General features: G+C 64.5%; 16 protein-coding genes. 4 read left to right on the top strand and 12 right to left on the bottom strand.

Going from position 1 to position 16,366, the window contains the following annotated elements:
- The first annotated feature begins 332 nt into the window (after nt 1-332).
- Together V9L17_RS01995 and V9L17_RS01990 are read left to right on the top strand one after the other, a co-directional pair.
- The gene (locus tag V9L17_RS01995) at nt 333-1,502 is read left to right on the top strand and encodes a GmrSD restriction endonuclease domain-containing protein (protein ID WP_337350260.1); all 1,170 of its coding nucleotides are present in this window, start codon (nt 333-335) and stop codon (nt 1,500-1,502) included.
- Between the two features lie 46 nt (nt 1,503-1,548).
- Complete coding sequence (locus tag V9L17_RS01990; RefSeq protein WP_337350259.1) at nt 1,549-2,244, top strand: excalibur calcium-binding domain-containing protein; 696 nt, start codon at nt 1,549-1,551, stop codon at nt 2,242-2,244.
- 82 nt (nt 2,245-2,326) lie between these two features.
- Here V9L17_RS01990 and V9L17_RS01985 read toward each other — a convergent pair whose 3' ends face one another.
- A complete protein-coding gene (locus tag V9L17_RS01985; RefSeq protein ID WP_337350258.1) occupies nt 2,327-2,725 on the bottom strand; it encodes a DUF1304 domain-containing protein in 399 nt (132 codons plus the stop codon).
- Nucleotides 2,726-2,845: 120 nt separating this feature from the next.
- On the opposite strand from V9L17_RS01985, the gene V9L17_RS01980 reads away from it, so the two are divergent.
- On the top strand, nt 2,846-3,883 hold the full coding sequence (locus tag V9L17_RS01980) for a helix-turn-helix transcriptional regulator (RefSeq protein ID WP_337350257.1): 1,038 nt from the start codon (nt 2,846-2,848) through the stop codon (nt 3,881-3,883).
- A 10-nt stretch (nt 3,884-3,893) separates the two neighbouring features.
- Here V9L17_RS01980 and V9L17_RS01975 read toward each other — a convergent pair whose 3' ends face one another.
- On the bottom strand, nt 3,894-4,589 hold the full coding sequence (locus V9L17_RS01975) for a hypothetical protein (RefSeq protein WP_337350256.1): 696 nt from the start codon (nt 4,587-4,589) through the stop codon (nt 3,894-3,896).
- Nucleotides 4,590-4,705: 116 nt separating this feature from the next.
- On the opposite strand from V9L17_RS01975, the gene V9L17_RS01970 reads away from it, so the two are divergent.
- Entirely contained in the window at nt 4,706-5,464 is a 759-nt protein-coding gene (locus tag V9L17_RS01970; RefSeq protein WP_337350255.1) for a DinB family protein, read from the top strand.
- 139 nt (nt 5,465-5,603) lie between these two features.
- On the opposite strand, the gene V9L17_RS01965 is transcribed toward V9L17_RS01970, so the two are convergent.
- The 10 genes from V9L17_RS01965 to V9L17_RS01920 form a co-directional block, all read right to left on the bottom strand.
- Nucleotides 5,604-6,008 carry a hypothetical protein gene (locus V9L17_RS01965; RefSeq protein ID WP_337350254.1) on the bottom strand — a complete coding sequence of 135 codons (405 nt, stop codon included), beginning with the start codon at nt 6,006-6,008 and terminating at the stop codon, nt 5,604-5,606.
- Between the two features lie 252 nt (nt 6,009-6,260).
- Entirely contained in the window at nt 6,261-6,563 is a 303-nt protein-coding gene (locus tag V9L17_RS01960) for a putative quinol monooxygenase (protein WP_337350253.1), read from the bottom strand.
- Between the two features lie 85 nt (nt 6,564-6,648).
- The gene (locus tag V9L17_RS01955; RefSeq protein WP_337350252.1) at nt 6,649-6,939 is read right to left on the bottom strand and encodes a hypothetical protein; all 291 of its coding nucleotides are present in this window, start codon (nt 6,937-6,939) and stop codon (nt 6,649-6,651) included.
- 261 nt (nt 6,940-7,200) lie between these two features.
- Nucleotides 7,201-7,764: a dihydrofolate reductase family protein gene (locus tag V9L17_RS01950; protein WP_337350251.1), complete on the bottom strand. Its 564-nt coding sequence runs from the start codon at nt 7,762-7,764 to the stop codon at nt 7,201-7,203.
- 247 nt (nt 7,765-8,011) lie between these two features.
- Nucleotides 8,012-8,452: an ATP-binding protein gene (locus V9L17_RS01945; protein WP_337350250.1), complete on the bottom strand. Its 441-nt coding sequence runs from the start codon at nt 8,450-8,452 to the stop codon at nt 8,012-8,014.
- Nucleotides 8,449-10,320 carry a glycosyltransferase family 2 protein gene (locus tag V9L17_RS01940; RefSeq protein WP_337350425.1) on the bottom strand — a complete coding sequence of 624 codons (1,872 nt, stop codon included), beginning with the start codon at nt 10,318-10,320 and terminating at the stop codon, nt 8,449-8,451. The genes V9L17_RS01945 and V9L17_RS01940 overlap by 4 nt, the downstream gene beginning before the upstream one ends.
- A gap of 160 nt (nt 10,321-10,480) precedes the next feature.
- Nucleotides 10,481-11,713: a glycoside hydrolase family 26 protein gene (locus V9L17_RS01935; protein ID WP_337350249.1), complete on the bottom strand. Its 1,233-nt coding sequence runs from the start codon at nt 11,711-11,713 to the stop codon at nt 10,481-10,483.
- A gap of 1,613 nt (nt 11,714-13,326) precedes the next feature.
- Entirely contained in the window at nt 13,327-14,913 is a 1,587-nt protein-coding gene (locus tag V9L17_RS01930) for a serine hydrolase domain-containing protein (protein ID WP_337350248.1), read from the bottom strand.
- 83 nt (nt 14,914-14,996) lie between these two features.
- Entirely contained in the window at nt 14,997-15,503 is a 507-nt protein-coding gene (locus V9L17_RS01925; protein WP_337350247.1) for a methyltransferase family protein, read from the bottom strand.
- Complete coding sequence (locus V9L17_RS01920) at nt 15,500-16,321, bottom strand: alpha/beta fold hydrolase (RefSeq protein WP_337350246.1); 822 nt, start codon at nt 16,319-16,321, stop codon at nt 15,500-15,502. Before V9L17_RS01920 ends, V9L17_RS01925 begins: the two co-directional genes overlap by 4 nt.
- Nucleotides 16,322-16,366: the final 45 nt, after the last annotated feature.

The raw sequence follows: 16,366 nt of genomic DNA, 5'->3' as shown, positions 1-16,366 counted from the left end.
CCCGCAGCCCGCTCACCCCGTGCGGGCTGCCAGGCGTCGACGTGCCACTCTAGCGGTTGGCCGCGGTCAGCGCGCTGGGGTTCTGGCGGCACTCGGTGTTGCGCCTACCTCACCAGCGGGTATTTGCCCATCATCCAGCAATTGTTAAGTGCCGAATTTCTTCTGCGACAGGCACCATCAAGATCGGCTCAAGACTCCATCAACGTTGCCCGAGGATCGCCGAAGATTCGGTTTTGCCGGGTGTCTGAGAAATAGGCTCCTCACCAGCAGCAATATTGGCTTAAGCAAAGGGCCCGGCTATCCGCCGGGCCCTTCTTTAATTGGGGGAATTTTTGTCGGATCATGGCCCGCCCAGGAAACAACGCGCCTCCAGGTTCGTCGCAGGCACCAAGCGGAAGGTAGGGGTTGCCGCCGTCGCGGCCTCCTTTGCATTCATTGTCGGGTGTTCCGCCGGGGCGCCGGCGACCACAACGCAGGAGCCGCAGGCTGGTTGGAACGAAACTTCGGCGGCCACAGCCAAGTCGACTGAAGCCGCCAAGCCTTCACCGCCGCCGTCGGGCGCCCCGCTGGATCCCGAGACGCCTTACCTCGTGGCGAATGGGGTCAGCGTCACGGCTCCGAAGACGCAGCCCGCCTTCGCCACCAAGGCGGTTGACCTGCTCGCGACCCTGCCGATCAAGGGCAGGGCACCGAAGACGGGATATGACCGTGCCCTGTTCGGCCAGGCCTGGGCGGACGTTGACCGGAACGGCTGCGACACCCGGAACGACACCCTTAAACGCGACCTGACGGGCATCACCTTCACCAACAGCGTCCCGTGCAAGGTGCAGTCCGGAACGCTGGCAGACCCCTACACGGGCACCAGCATCAGCTTCCTCCGGGGCACCTCCACCAGCACTGCGGTCCAGATCGACCATGTTGTTGCCCTCAGCGACGCGTGGCAGAAGGGCGCGCAGCAGTTGAGCACGGAACAACGGACAGCCTTCGCCAACGATCCCCTGAACCTCCAGGCGACGGACGGCCCAACCAACATGAAAAAGGGCGACGGCGACGCGGCCACCTGGCTGCCGCCGAACAAAGGCTTCCGGTGCGAGTACGTTGCCCGGCAGATCTCGGTGAAGGCCACATACAGCCTGTGGGTGACCCAGGCGGAACACGACGCGATGGCCAGGATCCTCGGCGACTGCTCCGGCCAGCTCGCACCGACCAACGAGCAGGCACCAGCCGCAGCGCCGGCTCCAGCACCCGCACCGGCACCAGCACCCCCACCCGCCGTTGCGGCTGCACCGGTGGCTCCCCCTCCCGCAGCGGTGGCACCAGCCCCCGCCCCTGTTGCTCCCGCCCCGGTTGTGCCGGCACCTGCTCCAGCGGCACCGGCCGCCGCCTATTACGCCAACTGCACGGCTGCCAAGGCCGCCGGCGCGGCTCCGATCTTTGCGGGGCAGGCCGGCTACCGGCCCGCGCTTGACCGCGATTCAGACGGTGTGGCCTGCGAAAGCTGACCACGCGCCATTCACTCCACTATTTACAAACTTTCCGAGGGGAAAAATGAAAAGGATTCTGACATTAGTTGTGCTGAGCGGCCTCCTGCTGACTGGATGCAGTGGCAAGGCGGCAGGAAATGCAACAGCTGTAGCAGCGGTTGCAGATGCTGTCACGGTCCCAGGGGTCATGGGAATGACCCTGGACAGAGCTACGGATCAACTGGAAGATCTCGGACTCAAGGTCGAGGCAGTGGACACCGTTGACGGCAAGTCAATCATCGTAGAGAAGAACTGGCAGGTGACGTCCCAAGACCCCGCGGAAGGTGCAAGCGTGGCAAAGGGTTCCACTGTGCATCTAGGCGTCGGGAAGGCTGCCGACAAAGCTGCGGAAGATCAGGCCGCCGCAGACAAGGCAGCTGCTGAGAAGGCGGCGGCAGAGGCGGCTGCTGCAGCAAAGGCTGCGGCTGAGAAGGCTGCAGCGGATCAGGCCGCCGCGCAACTGGTCGCCGAACAGGCTGCTGCCCAGAAAGCGGCGGCCGAGCAGGCAGCGGCCCAGCAAGCGGCAGCACAGACCGCAGCGCAGCAGGCCGCGAAGCCAGCACCGGCTCCCGTCGCACCGGCGCCTGCCGCACCGGCGGCCGCCTACTTCGGCAGCTGTGCTGAAGCCAAGGCAGCCGGGGCTGCGCCGCTCGTTGCCGGGCAGGCCGGCTACCGGCCCGCGCTTGACCGCGATAAGGACGGCGTGGCCTGCGAGAGCTGACCACGCTCTGAGTCAACAGGAATGCCGTGGATACCTTCTCCCTGAGGGTATCCGCGGCATCTTTGCGTCTTTCAAGTGCCACTTAGAACGCCAGCGCGACCAGCGCCACCAGCGCCGGGACCGTTGCACCGAGCGTGCCGGGGATGCTCTCGCCCTTGCGGGGGTAGTGGCCCAGGGCGTCCGCCAGCAGCATGGTGGATCCGCCGAGCACCATGTTCGCGCAGCAGTAGATCACCAGCGTGTAGCCCACCACCAGGTACCCCAGGTTCACGGCCACTACGCCGGCGATGACGCCCAGTCCGATCAGGAGGTTGCGGAAACCCGTGGGGATGGCCCACATCATCACGGCTGGCACGTTCTGCGGGGGTGTGCTGAGGAACTTCTGCGTCCCCGGCCGGTGCATAAAAAAGCTCTCCAGCGGAAATACGGCGATGTGGATCACGGCGGCCAGCACCGCGAAAACCTGGGCTACGGCGTTCATGAAGGAAAAGTACGACGCCGGCACTCGCTGCCGCGATCCCCTCACCGGGGGTTTGGGGAGAGGCCCTTAACCCCCGGTTTGGGGGATTGCGGTCCTCCGGGCCGATCGGATACTGGATGTATGTGGGAGGAACGCGCTGAGCGTGCGCGGCGGGAGATCGCCGCCCTGGCTACCGGCGGCCTGGACGTAGCCGACCTGTATGCTTCCGCGATGGCTGTTGTGCGGCAAACCGTGCCGTTCGAGCAGGCCTGCTGGGCCGGCGTCGACCCCGAATCCCTGGGGATGACGTCCGTGACCAACTGGCGTCCATGGCCGGTCACGGACGAATATGCGGCCCGTTTCGCCCAGTCCGAATACACCGGCCGGGAACCCAACACGTTCGCCGAGTTGCTGCAGCGGCCGCGGCCTGTCGCGAGGATTTCCGATGCACCGCACCGGGAAGTGGTCCGCAGTATCCGGATCAACGACCTGCTGCTGCCGCTGGGCCTGGACCACGAGCTGCGCGCGGCGTTCCGCGTGGACGACGCATGCTGGGGCGTGGGCAGCCTGTTCCGCGAGTCCGGCCATGACTTCACGGACCGCGAGGTGGAATTCCTCGACGCCGTGACGGCGACCCTGGCGGCGGCCACCCGGATCGCGGTGAGGGCCGCCCACCAGGCCCGGCCCGCCGCCGTCGGGCCCGTGATTGTCCTGGCCGGACCGCACGGTGAACTGCAGGCGGCAACGCCCGCTGCGACGTCCTGGCTGGCCGAGGTGGAGGACGCGGCTCCCGGCCGGTTCAGCATGACGCTGTATGCCGCGGTGGCGCGGGCGCGCGCGGCGCCGTCGGGGACTGCATGGGCGCGGATGCGCGACGCAGGCGGCACCTGGGTGGTGCTGCAGGCCAGCCGCCTCATCATGGGCGACGACCCTGAACAGATGGTGGTCACGGTGGAACCGGCCACCACGCACGACCTGGTCAGCTTGCTGCTGGCGGCCTACGGGGCCACCGCCCGGGAGCGGGACGTCTGCGTGGAGGTGCTGTCCGGGAGTACGACGGCGGACATCGCCCGGCACCTGTTTATCTCCCCGCATACGGTCCACGACCACCTGAAGGCGCTGTTCGGAAAGGTGGGCGTGGGCAGTCGCGGCGAGTTGGTGGCGAAGCTGCTGGTGTGAAGAGAGCCCGTCAATTTCCGGGCTCTGGGAACAAAAGGTCGGGGGACTGCTCGTCTGCGGTCCCATGCTCAATGCGCCAATAGGTCGTAAAGCGTGGGGTGTGGGTTCTCTTGCTGGCAGCCGTGAAATCAGAGTCAATCGCGTGGATAGACTCCGGTTGCTTCCAAGCACTGATGGATTCCGGAGTCTCGTCCTTCAACCAAGTCCGCAAACGGTCCTGAACTGGCCGCGTTGCTTGGTCGACGACGTCCTCCATTGCCGAAATCAGACCCGAGAAGTGTTCTGCAAGGACAAGGGGCATCGGATGAGTGATCGACAGCCCTATGACATCCACCGGTCGGCCTGAGGCATCCAGGATTGCGACCGCAAGCGGCGTGGCAAGATCCGACTGCGAGTGCGCCACGGTCCTGTTGCGGTACGTCCGAATGGTGTCGTGAACCGGTTTGAGGGCGGGCGGCACGGGTGGGATGCCAGGCATTTCGTCGAGGCGGGCGCGAACGTTGGAGTGAATGAACGGGCGAATGTAGGCAGTGACCGCGTGCGATGTCAGTGGCCCCCACAGGTCGGAGCCTTCACCCGCTGCGAAGCCCAGGGCCAACGTATGCGAGGCTTCCGAGAGATCGCTGGCGTGGCTGGTCAGTTCCGCCAACAGCCTGGCGTCGGTTGAGTCCGGTAGAACCGCTATGCGCGGTCGGGGGATGGTCACGGAAGTTGTTGCTCCTATTTTCCCTAGGTCCATACATGCCGGTTACCTAAGCTTAGGAGCCGGTGTTATTTCCGTTTGCTTGATAGGCGAAGTTCCTGCATGGAAGAGTTACGCGCATGGCGACCTTCACCGGATCCGAAGACCTGCAGGGTGCTCAATTCTTTGACGTGAACCTGCGTGGGGCCCGTTTCGTCCGAAGTGATCTGTCCGGTTCCGTGATGCGAGGCGTGGACGTGGAGCGTGCGGACATCGACGCGCCGTGGCTCCTGCAAGGCAAGAGCTTCCTGCGGGTCAACGGCGTGGACGTGGCTCCTTTCGTGGAAGCCGAACTCAACCGCCGCTTTCCCGGCCGTGAAACCAGGCACGCCCGGGATCCTGAAGGCCTGCGCGAGGCCTGGGCAATGACCGAGCGGACGTGGGCGGCCACGCTGGAGCGCGTCGCAAGCTTGCCTGCTGGCACTGTCAACGTATCGGTCGACGGCGAGTGGTCCTTCGCCCAGACGCTCCGGCACCTGGTGATGGCCACGGACAAGTGGCTGGGCAAGGGCATTCTGGAGAAGGACCAGCCCTACCACCCAATTGGCCAACCCAATGTCGAGTATGAAACCGATGGCCTGGACATGTCGGTCTTTAGCACGGCCGCACCGTACTATGATGACGTGCTCGACGTCCGGGCAGGCCGCGTCGCCATGGTGCGCGAGTTCCTCGCCGGCGTCACCGCGGTGGACCTGGCCAAGACGCACGAAGCCCCCGATGAGCCGCAATACATGGTGACCACACTCGAGTGCCTGCACACGATCCTCCACGAGGAATGGGAACACCACCGCTTCGCCGTCCGCGACCTTGACGCGATCCAGGCAGAACGTAAGGGATAAGACACGGGGGTGGGATAGGAATCTCAGCTTCAGGAGAGGCAAAGGATGCGATCCCGGACTTCCAGGGCTCAGAGTGGATATTGAATAACCGACGGGTTAGTAGCCGTGCGGTGAACCATCTGCGTCAAGATCCGGCAACTCATGATTTTGAGGAGCCTGCAATGCGTTCCGCCAGGAAACGGGCTATGGCAAAGCTCCTCGACTCCGGCTTTTCCTGGTCACCGCCCTCCAAATCGGCCTCAACTCGGCCCCATCGGAGCAGTTCGTCCAGAACAAACCGCCACGCCGCTATTGGCAGCGTTACGCTGAGCTCATCGTCTGTGGGCGGCCAGCCAACCAGCCCTTCCCCACTTCTCGGATGAAGACGCGCCGCCTCCCAGCCTGCACTACGAACTCGCCGGCCTTGGTCGAGCACGCGATCGTCGCCGTCTTCTGCAGCAATGTCGACACTGTTATCAATGGTCGCGTCAATGATCTGCCAATCACCGACGCTAATAGTTAACTCAACCGGTTTGGCTGATTTCTCTGATTCCGGATTCGACATAGCCTCAGCCTGCCGTAACCCACTTTGGTGGAGAACAGGCGCGCCGTTGGACTGCTCGTTTGGGGAACGCTTGAGCGGACGCACATTTTTTGGCGCGGCAACTCGCAGCGTTCTGCAACACCGAGTGATGCTGGCATTCTCAGCCAGCATCGCAAAGGGTCGGCGCGTGGAATCGACGGTCCCCGCCCTCCGGAGAGCCAACGAACCGTCTCGTCGTCCTCACCAGCGAGCGTGCGCTTTGAGCGCCGCGGTTCAGTCGCGCAGTGGTGATCCGACGACGTTAAAGCGAAACCCGCCGAAAGCGCCGGACAGAAGCGGCCGTGCGGCCGCAATAGCCGCTTGGACCTCCGGCAGCGCGAGTGAAGCTTGATGCGCTTCCGCGCTTTCCCAAAGTTCCACGACGAACACCGTATCGACGTCGTCGTCGCTCACCCCCACCTCATACGCTAGGCAACCGATCTGTTTCAGGGTGTCACTGCGCCGAGTCAGATGAGCCACCAGCTCATCACGCTTACCATGGACGACACCAAGTGTTCCCGCGTTTGCGAAAGTCATGGCCCAACCCTACCCACGCTGCGGAATGTAGGCCGTCGACGGTGACCAGGCCGACGCCTTCCCCAGGTCGACCGCCCGAGACTCTTCATCCAGTGGCGGGAGACCCTCGGGGGTGAACTCTCTCCAAGATCAGATAGGCGCCGTCCTCATGGGCAGCCAGGACAAGACGGGCGAGGAGAGAGACCCTGGACATCCCCAGTGCCGCGGACAGCTGGCCGCCCATCCGTTCGGTGGCCGTGATCGCCTGCCTGACTTCGTCGTCGTCGAGCCGACCAGGATTGATCCGCAACTCCGGGAAGCCGTGCTCGCGGGTCCATTCCCAGGCCGCGTCTTCGAGGCCGGCCCACTCGTACTCGCCGGAGTTCCGCAGTTTCACGATCGGTCAGCCGAGCCCGGAGAGACGGGTCTCGGCCCAGAAACGGATCGCTTTCACGGTCGCCCACGGGAGGCTGTACGCCCGGGTGGTCCTCGCCGGTCTGGTAGTTGTAGCACCTCGCCGCCGAGCAGATCTGCACCAGATGCCTGGGCTCGAGCGTTCCAGTCAGGATCTTGGCAGGAACATCAGATCACGTTTCGGAACACAGCTCCACGAGATCCTTGGGTGGCCCGAAGCCCGCGCTGATCCGGCGTCGGGCGCTCAGCGCCTGGTCTCGTACCTGGTCAGGATCACACCGTCGGGAAACGTCCGGGTCTCCACCAGGTTCAGCTTCACCCAGTGGTCCAGGGCTGTGAAGAACGGCGTGCCGCCCCCCACCAGGACCGGATGGGTGACCATCACGTACTCGTCGATCAGCCCGGACCGCATGGCCGCCGCGGCGAGTGTGGCACCGGCGATGTCCATGGAGCCGTCGTCGTCGGCCTTGAGCCGGGTGATCTCGGTGACCGCGTCGCCGGTGACCAAACGGGTGTTCCAGTCGACGGTGCTGGTCGTCGACGAGAACACCACTTTCGGCATGGCCCGCCAGCGGCGGGCGTACTCAATGTGCGCAGGCGTGGCCCCCGGCTGCTGGTCGGCCGTCGGCCAGTGGGAACTCATCGTCTCCCACAGTTTGCGCCCGTACAGCGCCAGGCCCGTCGCCCTCACCCGTTCGGACCACCATTGGAACAGCTCGTCGCTCGGTAGGCTCCAGCCGAGGTCGTCGCCGGGTGCGGCGATATAGCCGTCCACGCTCACATTCATGGCGAAGGTCAGGTTGCGCATGGCGTCAGTCTCCCGCGAGTCGGCATCCGTTGTACAGACCAGTACGGCGCGGAGAAAGTCACCGCTCAGGCCACGCCGAGGGCCAGTTGAATACGACGCCAAGCAAATGCTCCGGTGGAGGGATCCCTCATGGCGACGCTTGCTGCCGCAGCCACTTGAACGGGGCCCGGGATTTTTCTAGATGGTCACGAAGAAGCGCTCTGAAGCTCAAGCACATCTAGGGGCGGCAAAATAGCCACCATCTGATTCATCGGAGACCCGATTCGGTGGAACAGGACCTTGTGCGGCGGAGTGTCCAGATGTTGTTGTCGTGGTGGCGTTCGTACGTGAGGATGTCGACTGCGGCCTTTGCCAGTGCGAGGCCGCGGCCGCTTTCTGCGAAGGAATCCGGCATCGTCGCCGCGTCGATGTTTACGTGGGCGATGAGACCGTCGTCCCTGAGGTGCGCTTCGAGGCGGTCCGGGTAGACCTCGAGGGTGAGATTGCAGAGGGTGCTGCCCTCATCGTTGCCGTGCCGGATTATGTTGGCAGCAATTTCGATGACGGCGGTTTCGAACATTGCCCGGTCCAGTTCGGACACGTCGGGTGAAGTGTCCCACATCTCGGCCAGGAGGTTGTGGACTTTCCCCAGGCATTCGGGGTCCGCGCAGGCGTGGAGCTCGTGGATCTGGAGTGGTTCGGCGGTCATTTCTCACCGTCTTCTGTCGGGGTGTAGCCCTTATAGAGGGCGGCTCGGATGATCACGCTGAGGAGCACGAGGTCGAAGGCGACCCAGGCGATGTTGACCAGGGTTCCGGCGGGTGCGCCGGCGCCGACGAACATCCGGATGAGCCCGGTGACGGCGGCGATGACAAGGGCGGCGATGGCCACGAGTTGGGGGCGTATCAGGGACCAGGGCGGACCGTCACCCTGGCGGGTCTTCGGGGTGACCGCGAATCCGAGGTCGCGGCCGAAGATGACGTTCGCGGCCGCCGTCGTGCAGGCCTTGATCCAGACGGGGAAGAGCGCAATGCTGTATTGCTGTCCGCGCCAGGTTTTCCTGCCGCGGGCGGCGACGAAGAACAGGATCTGGTTCACCACCAGGAAGGGGATCAGCCTGGCGAAGAAGTCGACGCTGAATGCAGCCACCGGCAGTACTCCAAAGCACAGGAAGATGATGGGGGCTGCGATGTAGACGACGGCGGCGAAGCCGGAGAGGTAGCTCCACATCGTGGAGAAGTACATGAGCCGCTGCCCTGCACTGAGGCCATTCTGCAGGAGCGGGTTTTCTCGAAAGAACACCTGCATCGTGCCCTGCGCCCACCGCAGCCGCTGGGTCAGCATGGTGCGGAGGTCCTCCGGTGCCAGACCCTTGGCCTGGATCTCGTGGTGGTAGACGCTCTCCCAGCCCTGGGTGTGGAGGCGCATGCAGGTGGCCATGTCCTCGGTCACTGAGTTTGTGGCCATCGGCATGACGGGTATGGCTTCGTCGGAGCGGTCGACGTCCAGTGCCTGGACCATTTTGCGCACCGATTTGATGGCCCCGATGGGTGACCAGTCCCGCTGCGCCAGTCTGTCGATCGTGGCGTCGTCGATGAAGACAGTCCTGTTGTCTCCGGAGAGGCGGCCGATCTCGTCCAGGTCCGCCTGCAGCGATGCGACATCGGCCGTCACGATGCTCCTGGCTGCGGCATCGACCTTTCGCTGGAAGTCATACGTGATGCTGGCGACCGGCCTGTTGTCATGCAGGTCCTTCCGGGCGTTGCGGACGGCCATTTCCACTTCCTCGAGTGCCTGGAACACGTGGGGTCCGGTGGCTGCGTGTTCGGTGCGTGCTCTGGCGATGACCTTGTCGGCGGCTCTCAGGGTTTGCCGGACGGTGGTCCGGACGCCCTGGACATAGCCGGTGATTCCGATCTGCATGAGGGCTTCGCGCCGGATCATGGCGTTGGAACCGCAGAAGAACGCGGCGTTCCAGCCGTCCTTGCCCTGCTGGATCGGGCCGTAGAAAAGTGGTGCCTGGCTGCCGAGGATGTCCTCGTCGGTGACATTGTGGAACCACTGCGGGGTCTGCACCAGGGCAACCTTTTCGTTGGCGAAGTGACCCAGCATGCTGTGCACGATTCCCGGTTCCGGGACCTGGTCCGCGTCCAGGATGAGGAGGAACTCGCCCTGCGTGGCGGCCAGCGCGTTGTTGAGGTTACCCGCCTTGGCGTGCCGGCGGTGGTTCTCCCAGTCGGGGGAGCGGGTGATGTAGCCGATGCCGGCTGATTCGGCAGCGCTTTTCATGGCGTGCCGGCCGCCGTCGTCCAGGATCCAGGTCTTGTGCGGGTAGCTGATACGGCTTGCGGCGCGGGCCGTGGTCATGACGAGGTCGATGGGCTCGTTGTAGGTGGTAATGAACACGTCCACCGTGAGGTCTTCGGGTGGGGCAGGCGGGGTGTCGCGTACGCGCAGCTTCCACATGGTTAGCCCGAAGAGGAAGGCATCGACGAGGCTGTAGGTTTCGACCATAACCAGCGGCACGCTGATCCAGGCTGCGGACCAGTTCACCGAGAACAGCCACCGCCACACCATGTAGTTCACGCCCAGGATCAGGGTCAGGGTTGTGAGGATCCTGACGACGAGTTGGTGGTTCACGGAGCGACCCTTCCAAACATTGGGTTCCGACCGGTCACCCCGCACCCGTCGCAGCAGAGCGGGTGCGGGGCGGCTCAGTAGTATCGCGGACTAGCGTTCAGCGGGCTGCCAGGGCCGTGCGGAGGGCGTTCGTCGAGGCTGTGGAGCTGTTGATGCGCCAGTCGACTTCTTTGTTGTGGTGGAACCAGACAAAGCCGGTGACGTCGGACTGCGCTGCCAGGTAGGAGACCAGGGCGGTGTTCCAGTTGGCTTTGGACCCGCCGGCTTCGGCGGAGGCCGTCTCGGAGATGATGATCGGCTTGCCGGGAGCGAGGCTGCGGAGCGCGGTGAGGCCATCGCCGAACAGGGATGACGGTGATGTCCAGGAGCTCCAGGACACAGCAGTTCCCCAGTTGTAGCCATCCAGGGCGACGACGTTGACGTAGGCGGCGCCGGGGTAGAGCCCGGTCAGGGGCGTGGAACCCCAGTACGGGACGTTCGGGCTCCAGACCCACTGGACGTTGGTGGCGCCGGTGGCGGCGACGACGGCATGGACGTGGCGCCACGCGGCGACGTAGTCGCCGGCGCCGTTGCCGTTGGCTGCTTCAGCCCAGGGGTACCAGTTGCCGTTCATTTCGTGGGCGAAGCGGAGCATGACGGGCTTGCCCCAGGTCTTCAGGGCATTGCCCCAGCCCTGGATGTAGGAGTCGAAGTCACCGGCGGTGATGCGGTCCAGGGCGTACGCGGGCTGGTTGGCGCCGTTTCCGCTCCAAAGCCAGGGTTCCCAGGTGATCAGGCTGGTGGCGCCGCGGGCGTCGACGGCGTTCAGGTCTGCGATCGGGGCGGCCTGGCTGAAGTCCTTGTAGGACATGATGATCGACGGGTTTTCATTGACCAGGGAGGCGACGGCGTCCAGCTCGCTGGCAGCCAGCGGCCCGCCGGGGGTGGACACGCCGAACCGGAGCGGGTCGGAGCTGATCGGCGGGGTGAGAGTTGTCGCCGACGTGTTCGTCCGGGCGGCCATCGTTATCGGTGCAGACCCTGCGCCTGCGCTGTCACGGCCGGCATTGAGGGAGGCTGGGCTGTACGTGACGGTATACGCCGCGGATGCCGATGACTTGCGTGCCGTGGCCGTCACGACAACGGTTGTATCGGTTGTGGCCGGGATGACCACATCGGCTGTGAAGGAGCCGTCAGCTCCGGCAGTGAACGGGACAGAGGATGAGCCGGCCGTCAGGGTCCCGGAGGACTGGCGGGCAAAGCTGGCGCCGGTCACGGTCACGGACGCTCCGGCGGGCCCCGCTGAGGTACTCAGGGTGATCTCTGCCCGTCCTGCAGCCTGCGAGGGCACTGCGATGCCTAACAAAGCAGCCAGTGACAACACCAGCCCGGACACTAGTAGCTGTATCAATCGATTCTTATGCACAAACACTCCCCAGCGTCGGTAAATAATGAGGCCCCTGTGGCGGGGCGAAGGTTCTGCCTCAGTGGCCTGGTCGGACACGCATCATGAGATGCGTTGAATCAATGGGCACCGGCCCGGATAGTTCCCCTTTCAAGGCCTCAACAGCTCGCTTTGGAAGGAATCCCGGGACAATGGTCGCAAACGGCAGAGGCCTCCGGCCGGAATTGGGAGGAATCCTTCGTAAACCCTGTGCTGGCCTTAGCGAATCTTGAGCAAACCTAGGCAAACCTGCGCCCGGTCTAGGCGCGGAAGCGAGCTCAGATCACGGCGGCTCGTGCGGCCACGCCCCGCTGTCCCGAAGCCGACGTCGGTCTTGGCAGGAACTGAGAAGTCCACCTACTCCTTGGCTAATGTAGTCACGTCGTCCAATTGGGGTGTGGGGTGGCCGCGTTCTCGGCCAAATTGGCACGACCATGACAGTCTTGGACGCGGTATCGGGCAACAGCCAAAGAGAGAGCGTGGGTCGCGATGCAGGTAGAGAAAGCAGACCCGTCGGAGCCGATTAGGGTTGTCCCACCAGACCAGTGGCCGGCCATGCCGATCCAGCCCCCAGCCGGCTATTGGTGGCGCATCACCCGGCGCCTCATCATTGGTGTGTTCGTCGCCATGGGAATTCTCATTATTGTGGCATTTGCATCTTTGGGTGACAGGTCTATCGCCCAGCTGGTTCCACCGGTACTTACAGCGTTATTGGTGCAAGGGGTTGCAGGTATCCTCCTCTGTATTATCGCGGCGCGGCCGTACAGAAAGGAACGCCGTCTGGGGTACACGACGTGGCCCTCGGGCAAGGACCTCAACCAACGCTGATGGACCCCATGGGTCCCACCCAGCCATAGGCGGAGCAAAGTCCGAATCAAACCTTCCGTCCCCGTTAGGGGAACCATTTCTAGGACGAAGTGAGTTAGGGCGTAACCTCTTCCTCGACCCGGGTTGCCGATGCCCGTCCGCAGGCCGCGTTCGAGCCACCAGACGAGGTTCTGGCCACGGCAAGAAGCCGCCACGAATGTATGTGATGTTCGGACTGTCCCCGTTGGTTTCAGTTTGGAACGCTTCGCTCGCGACGTTTTAGTTCCAACCAAGCAAGCGTCGCTTGGTAGAAGCAGACGAGGGCGCAGGCAAAAGCTACAACGGATATCAACGTTTTCAGCGAGGTGTCCCATTCGAAGAGCACAAGGCAGGAGAGTACGAGGCTTGTACCAATGAGAAAGCGGCTCAATCTTAAAGAACTCAATTGAGCAATTGATGATTGTCGAATCTTTTCTCGATTCATATCTTAAAGTAACAGCACTCATCGGAACTTCGAGAGCTTCCGGCGGCTCCGGGTTAGGTGCCAGCAAGCCAGTAGCGCCTGCCGACCCGCTCCTTCGTTCCTGCACGGAAGCCGGTCCCCAGCGGGGCAAAGGCCCCCCAAACTATTCGGATCATGATTCGCCGGTTTACCGCGGCCCCCCGATTCCCATAAGACCCGTCCGAGAAAATGCCCGGTGATGGGGGATACGTCAGCCGGGCCTTGAGCGGGCATTATCAGGGGAACCCAGACGCAACCGGGCGAGCAGCCACACCGTCCGCGGAACCGGCCAGAGGAGCGCCAGCGCGAGGACCGGCACGAGTGAGACGCCGACGTCGGGAAACTGGCGGATGATGACGAACAGGTGGGTGTCGAACCGGGCGGGGGCATAGGCCAGGCACAGCCAGAGCGCAAACGCGTCGAGGGCGAGGGCGACGACGGCCCACGCCAGGGGAGCCCAGCGTTTCCGGGCCGCCGCACGCCTCGGAAGGAGGAACCGGAGCGCAGCCCACAGACTCACCAACTCCGCCAGCAGAAGCACAAAAGCGACCGCCCAGCTGTAGCGCTGCAGCCAGTCCTCGAACACCACCGCCGGCACGGGGGACTGCCCATAAAGGATCCGGAGCACGTTGGTGTCGATGGCCTTCAGCCGCGATGGGGCAGCGGTGTCATTGCCGTTGATGACCAGGGCGACGCCGAGGCCCGACTCCGGAACCATGGCCAGGTACGTGTGGCTGTTGCCCCATTCGCCCTGGTGTTCCACGAGCCGCGGCAGGGCCGAATCCGGGACGGGAGGTGCGGCGGGGTCGGCGGATTCGAACAAGGGCCGGGTGAACCAGCCCATCGCGTAGCCCTTGGACCCGTCCACTTGCACGCGTGGCTCGAACATCGCCGCCACGCTCCCGGGCTGGAGAATCCGGGCATCGCCGTACCGTCCGCCGTCGAGCAATGCCGTTAGCTGATGCCCCAGATCCTCGGCCGAGGCATACAAAGTGGAGGAGGGCATGCCGGCGGCCGGTACTGGCACATCTGTCCTGAGCCAGAACGAACCGAACCACCGGGAATAGCCGGCGGCCGCGTTGTCAGCGCGGGCGGCGGCGCGCGTCGGATGGCTGTTGGACATCTCCAACGGCCCGAAGACGTGCTGTTCCAGATAGTCTCCGAAGGGCTGGCCGGTCACGGTCTGAACCAGGACACCCAGGATGTTGAAGTTGGCATTGGCGTAGTGGAACGCCTCGCCGGGCGCGCGGTCCAGGGGAGCACCTGCCAGGGCGCGGACCCCTTCCTCGAGGGCCTCCGGACCTTGCGCGTCGGAGGCCTCGAAGGCCGTGTCCTTCGAGGACATGCCGCTGGCTTGGTGGAGCAGGTGCCGGACGGTGATCGTCGACGCTCGGCTGTCGTTCATCGTGAACCAGGGCAGGTAGCTCTGCACCGGCTCATCCAGCCGCAGCCGGCCGGCTTCTACCTGCTGCATCACGGCGATGGCCGTAAGGGACTTGCTGGTGGAGGCCAGCAGCACCGGTGTCTGGGTGGTCATCGGCCGCCCGGAGTCATCGGCCCGGCCAAATGCGGCCGAGTGCACTTGTACGCCGTGCTGGACGACGGCGACGGCGGCACCCGGGATCCCGACGTCGTCGAGCTGTTCCTGCAGGTAAGAGTCCAACGCCCTGTAGGCCTGCTCGGAACTAGTGGGCGCTGCGGGCGTCGGAGGTGCCGGTGCCGGCGTCGTGACGCCGAGGATCCCCACGGCCAGCAAGCACAAGAGGGAGCAGCGCGCTGACCTGGAAACAGTTCGCATGCCCACACCCGCGTTCGGCCGACCGTCCTTTCACGGTATGGCCGAGCCGAGCGGAAAACAATGCACGACGCCGGGATCGCCGCTCACGCCCGCGGGAACCCGAGGTAGCGCGGCACCCTCTTGGCGTATTCCGGGTAGGACTGCGGGAAAAGTTCGGCCAGTATGGCCTCTTCGCCGAGGACAAAGCGGTGTTCCAGGAGCACTTCGGCCGGCAGCGTCGCGAGGACCCAGGACGAACCGGCCAAGGTTCCCGAACCGAGTTGGAGGAGCCACCAGCCCACATACATGGGGTGGCGGGTGATGGCATACGGACCGGTGGTGACCAGTTCCTCCGGCCGCTCCAGTGCGAAGGGGCCTGGTGCGCGGCGCCGCCGTTCAGCCAGAGCCCAAAGATTCAGGCCGACGCCGGCAAGCACCAGTCCAGCCCCTGCCGTCCGGTGCAGGGCACGGGAGCCGGGAAGCGGTCTTGGCCGGATCCGGTCAAGGAGGAAGTCCAGAGTTATCGCGGCCACGGTGGGAAGCGGCAGCGGGAGGTTTTCGTAGGCTTCCCTCAGCCGTTTGGCCACGGCGCTCGCAGAACGGTCCGTCACAGTGTTTCCGACGGATGGAGGGCATCGGCGAGGGATCGGAAGAACGCCGCCGCATCATCGGCGATCCGGTCCGGGACCTCCCAAAGGACCACATGCGCCACATCGGGGTAGACCTTCAATACCGAGCCGGGGATTCGGGCAGACAGGGTTTCCTGGTCGGTGCGTGGCAGCAGGTTGTCCTGGGCGCCCCACAGGATCAGCGTGGGCGCCTGGATGGTGCCCGATTCCGTGGGTGGAGTGGCTTCGCAGAGCCCGTACAGGATGGCCTTCCACGCATGGGCAGGCATCCTGAGACCATCGCGCACCAGGTTGTCGATGTACCAGGCCGGAACCTCGTGTACCAGCGGAAACCAGGTCAGCGAATCCCGGACCCAGTCCTCGTCGAGGGGGTCGGTGAGTTTGTCCACTTCGTCGGCGAAGGCCGGCCGCCCCTGAAGGCTCACGGGACAGCCCGCCAGCACCAGCGCCGCCACCTTTTCAGGATGGACGACGGCGAGCTGCTGGGCCACGTAACCGCCGCTCGAAGAGCCGACGACGTATGCCCGCGGAACGTTGAGCGCGTCCAGGATCGCGGCAGCATCCTCAGCCTGTTCCCCGAGGGAATAGCCAGCCTGCGGTTTGTCCGCTTCGCCCTGCCCGCGAAGGTCCGGGGCGTAAGTCCGGAAACCGGTGAGGAGGGGTATCAGGCGGTCAAAGCTCCGGCGGGATTCACCCCACGCATGCAGAAGTAGCAACGGTGGGTCGCCGGCGTCGCCCTGGACGCGGCACGGCACGGTGATGCCGGTGCGGAGCCGGAGATCCCGGACTTCGGGTTCCATAGTTTTAGGGTACGCCGGCCGTTAATACACCGGTTCGGTACCTTG

It is taken from the genome of Pseudarthrobacter sp. CCNWLW207 (assembly GCF_037203945.1).
In the GTDB taxonomy this organism is placed as follows: domain Bacteria; phylum Actinomycetota; class Actinomycetes; order Actinomycetales; family Micrococcaceae; genus Arthrobacter.
Note: the sequence above shows the minus strand (reverse complement) of the source record. Positions and strands in the feature narration are given on the sequence as shown.

Bases quoted from the DNA above. Each gene is read 5' to 3' on its own strand.
- V9L17_RS01940 (WP_337350425.1), bottom strand. From the start codon at position 10,320: ATGGTGTGGCGGTGGCTGTTCTCGGTGAACTGGTCCGCAGCCTGGATC.
- V9L17_RS01990 (WP_337350259.1), top strand. From the start codon at position 1,549: ATGAAAAGGATTCTGACATTAGTTGTGCTGAGCGGCCTCCTGCTGACT.
- V9L17_RS01920 (WP_337350246.1), bottom strand. From the start codon at position 16,321: ATGGAACCCGAAGTCCGGGATCTCCGGCTCCGCACCGGCATCACCGTG.
- V9L17_RS01985 (WP_337350258.1), bottom strand. From the start codon at position 2,725: ATGAACGCCGTAGCCCAGGTTTTCGCGGTGCTGGCCGCCGTGATCCAC.
- V9L17_RS01965 (WP_337350254.1), bottom strand. From the start codon at position 6,008: ATGTCGAATCCGGAATCAGAGAAATCAGCCAAACCGGTTGAGTTAACT.
- V9L17_RS01960 (WP_337350253.1), bottom strand. From the start codon at position 6,563: ATGACTTTCGCAAACGCGGGAACACTTGGTGTCGTCCATGGTAAGCGT.
- V9L17_RS01945 (WP_337350250.1), bottom strand. From the start codon at position 8,452: ATGACCGCCGAACCACTCCAGATCCACGAGCTCCACGCCTGCGCGGAC.
- V9L17_RS01970 (WP_337350255.1), top strand. From the start codon at position 4,706: ATGGCGACCTTCACCGGATCCGAAGACCTGCAGGGTGCTCAATTCTTT.
- V9L17_RS01950 (WP_337350251.1), bottom strand. From the start codon at position 7,764: ATGCGCAACCTGACCTTCGCCATGAATGTGAGCGTGGACGGCTATATC.
- V9L17_RS01980 (WP_337350257.1), top strand. From the start codon at position 2,846: ATGTGGGAGGAACGCGCTGAGCGTGCGCGGCGGGAGATCGCCGCCCTG.
- V9L17_RS01930 (WP_337350248.1), bottom strand. From the start codon at position 14,913: ATGCGAACTGTTTCCAGGTCAGCGCGCTGCTCCCTCTTGTGCTTGCTG.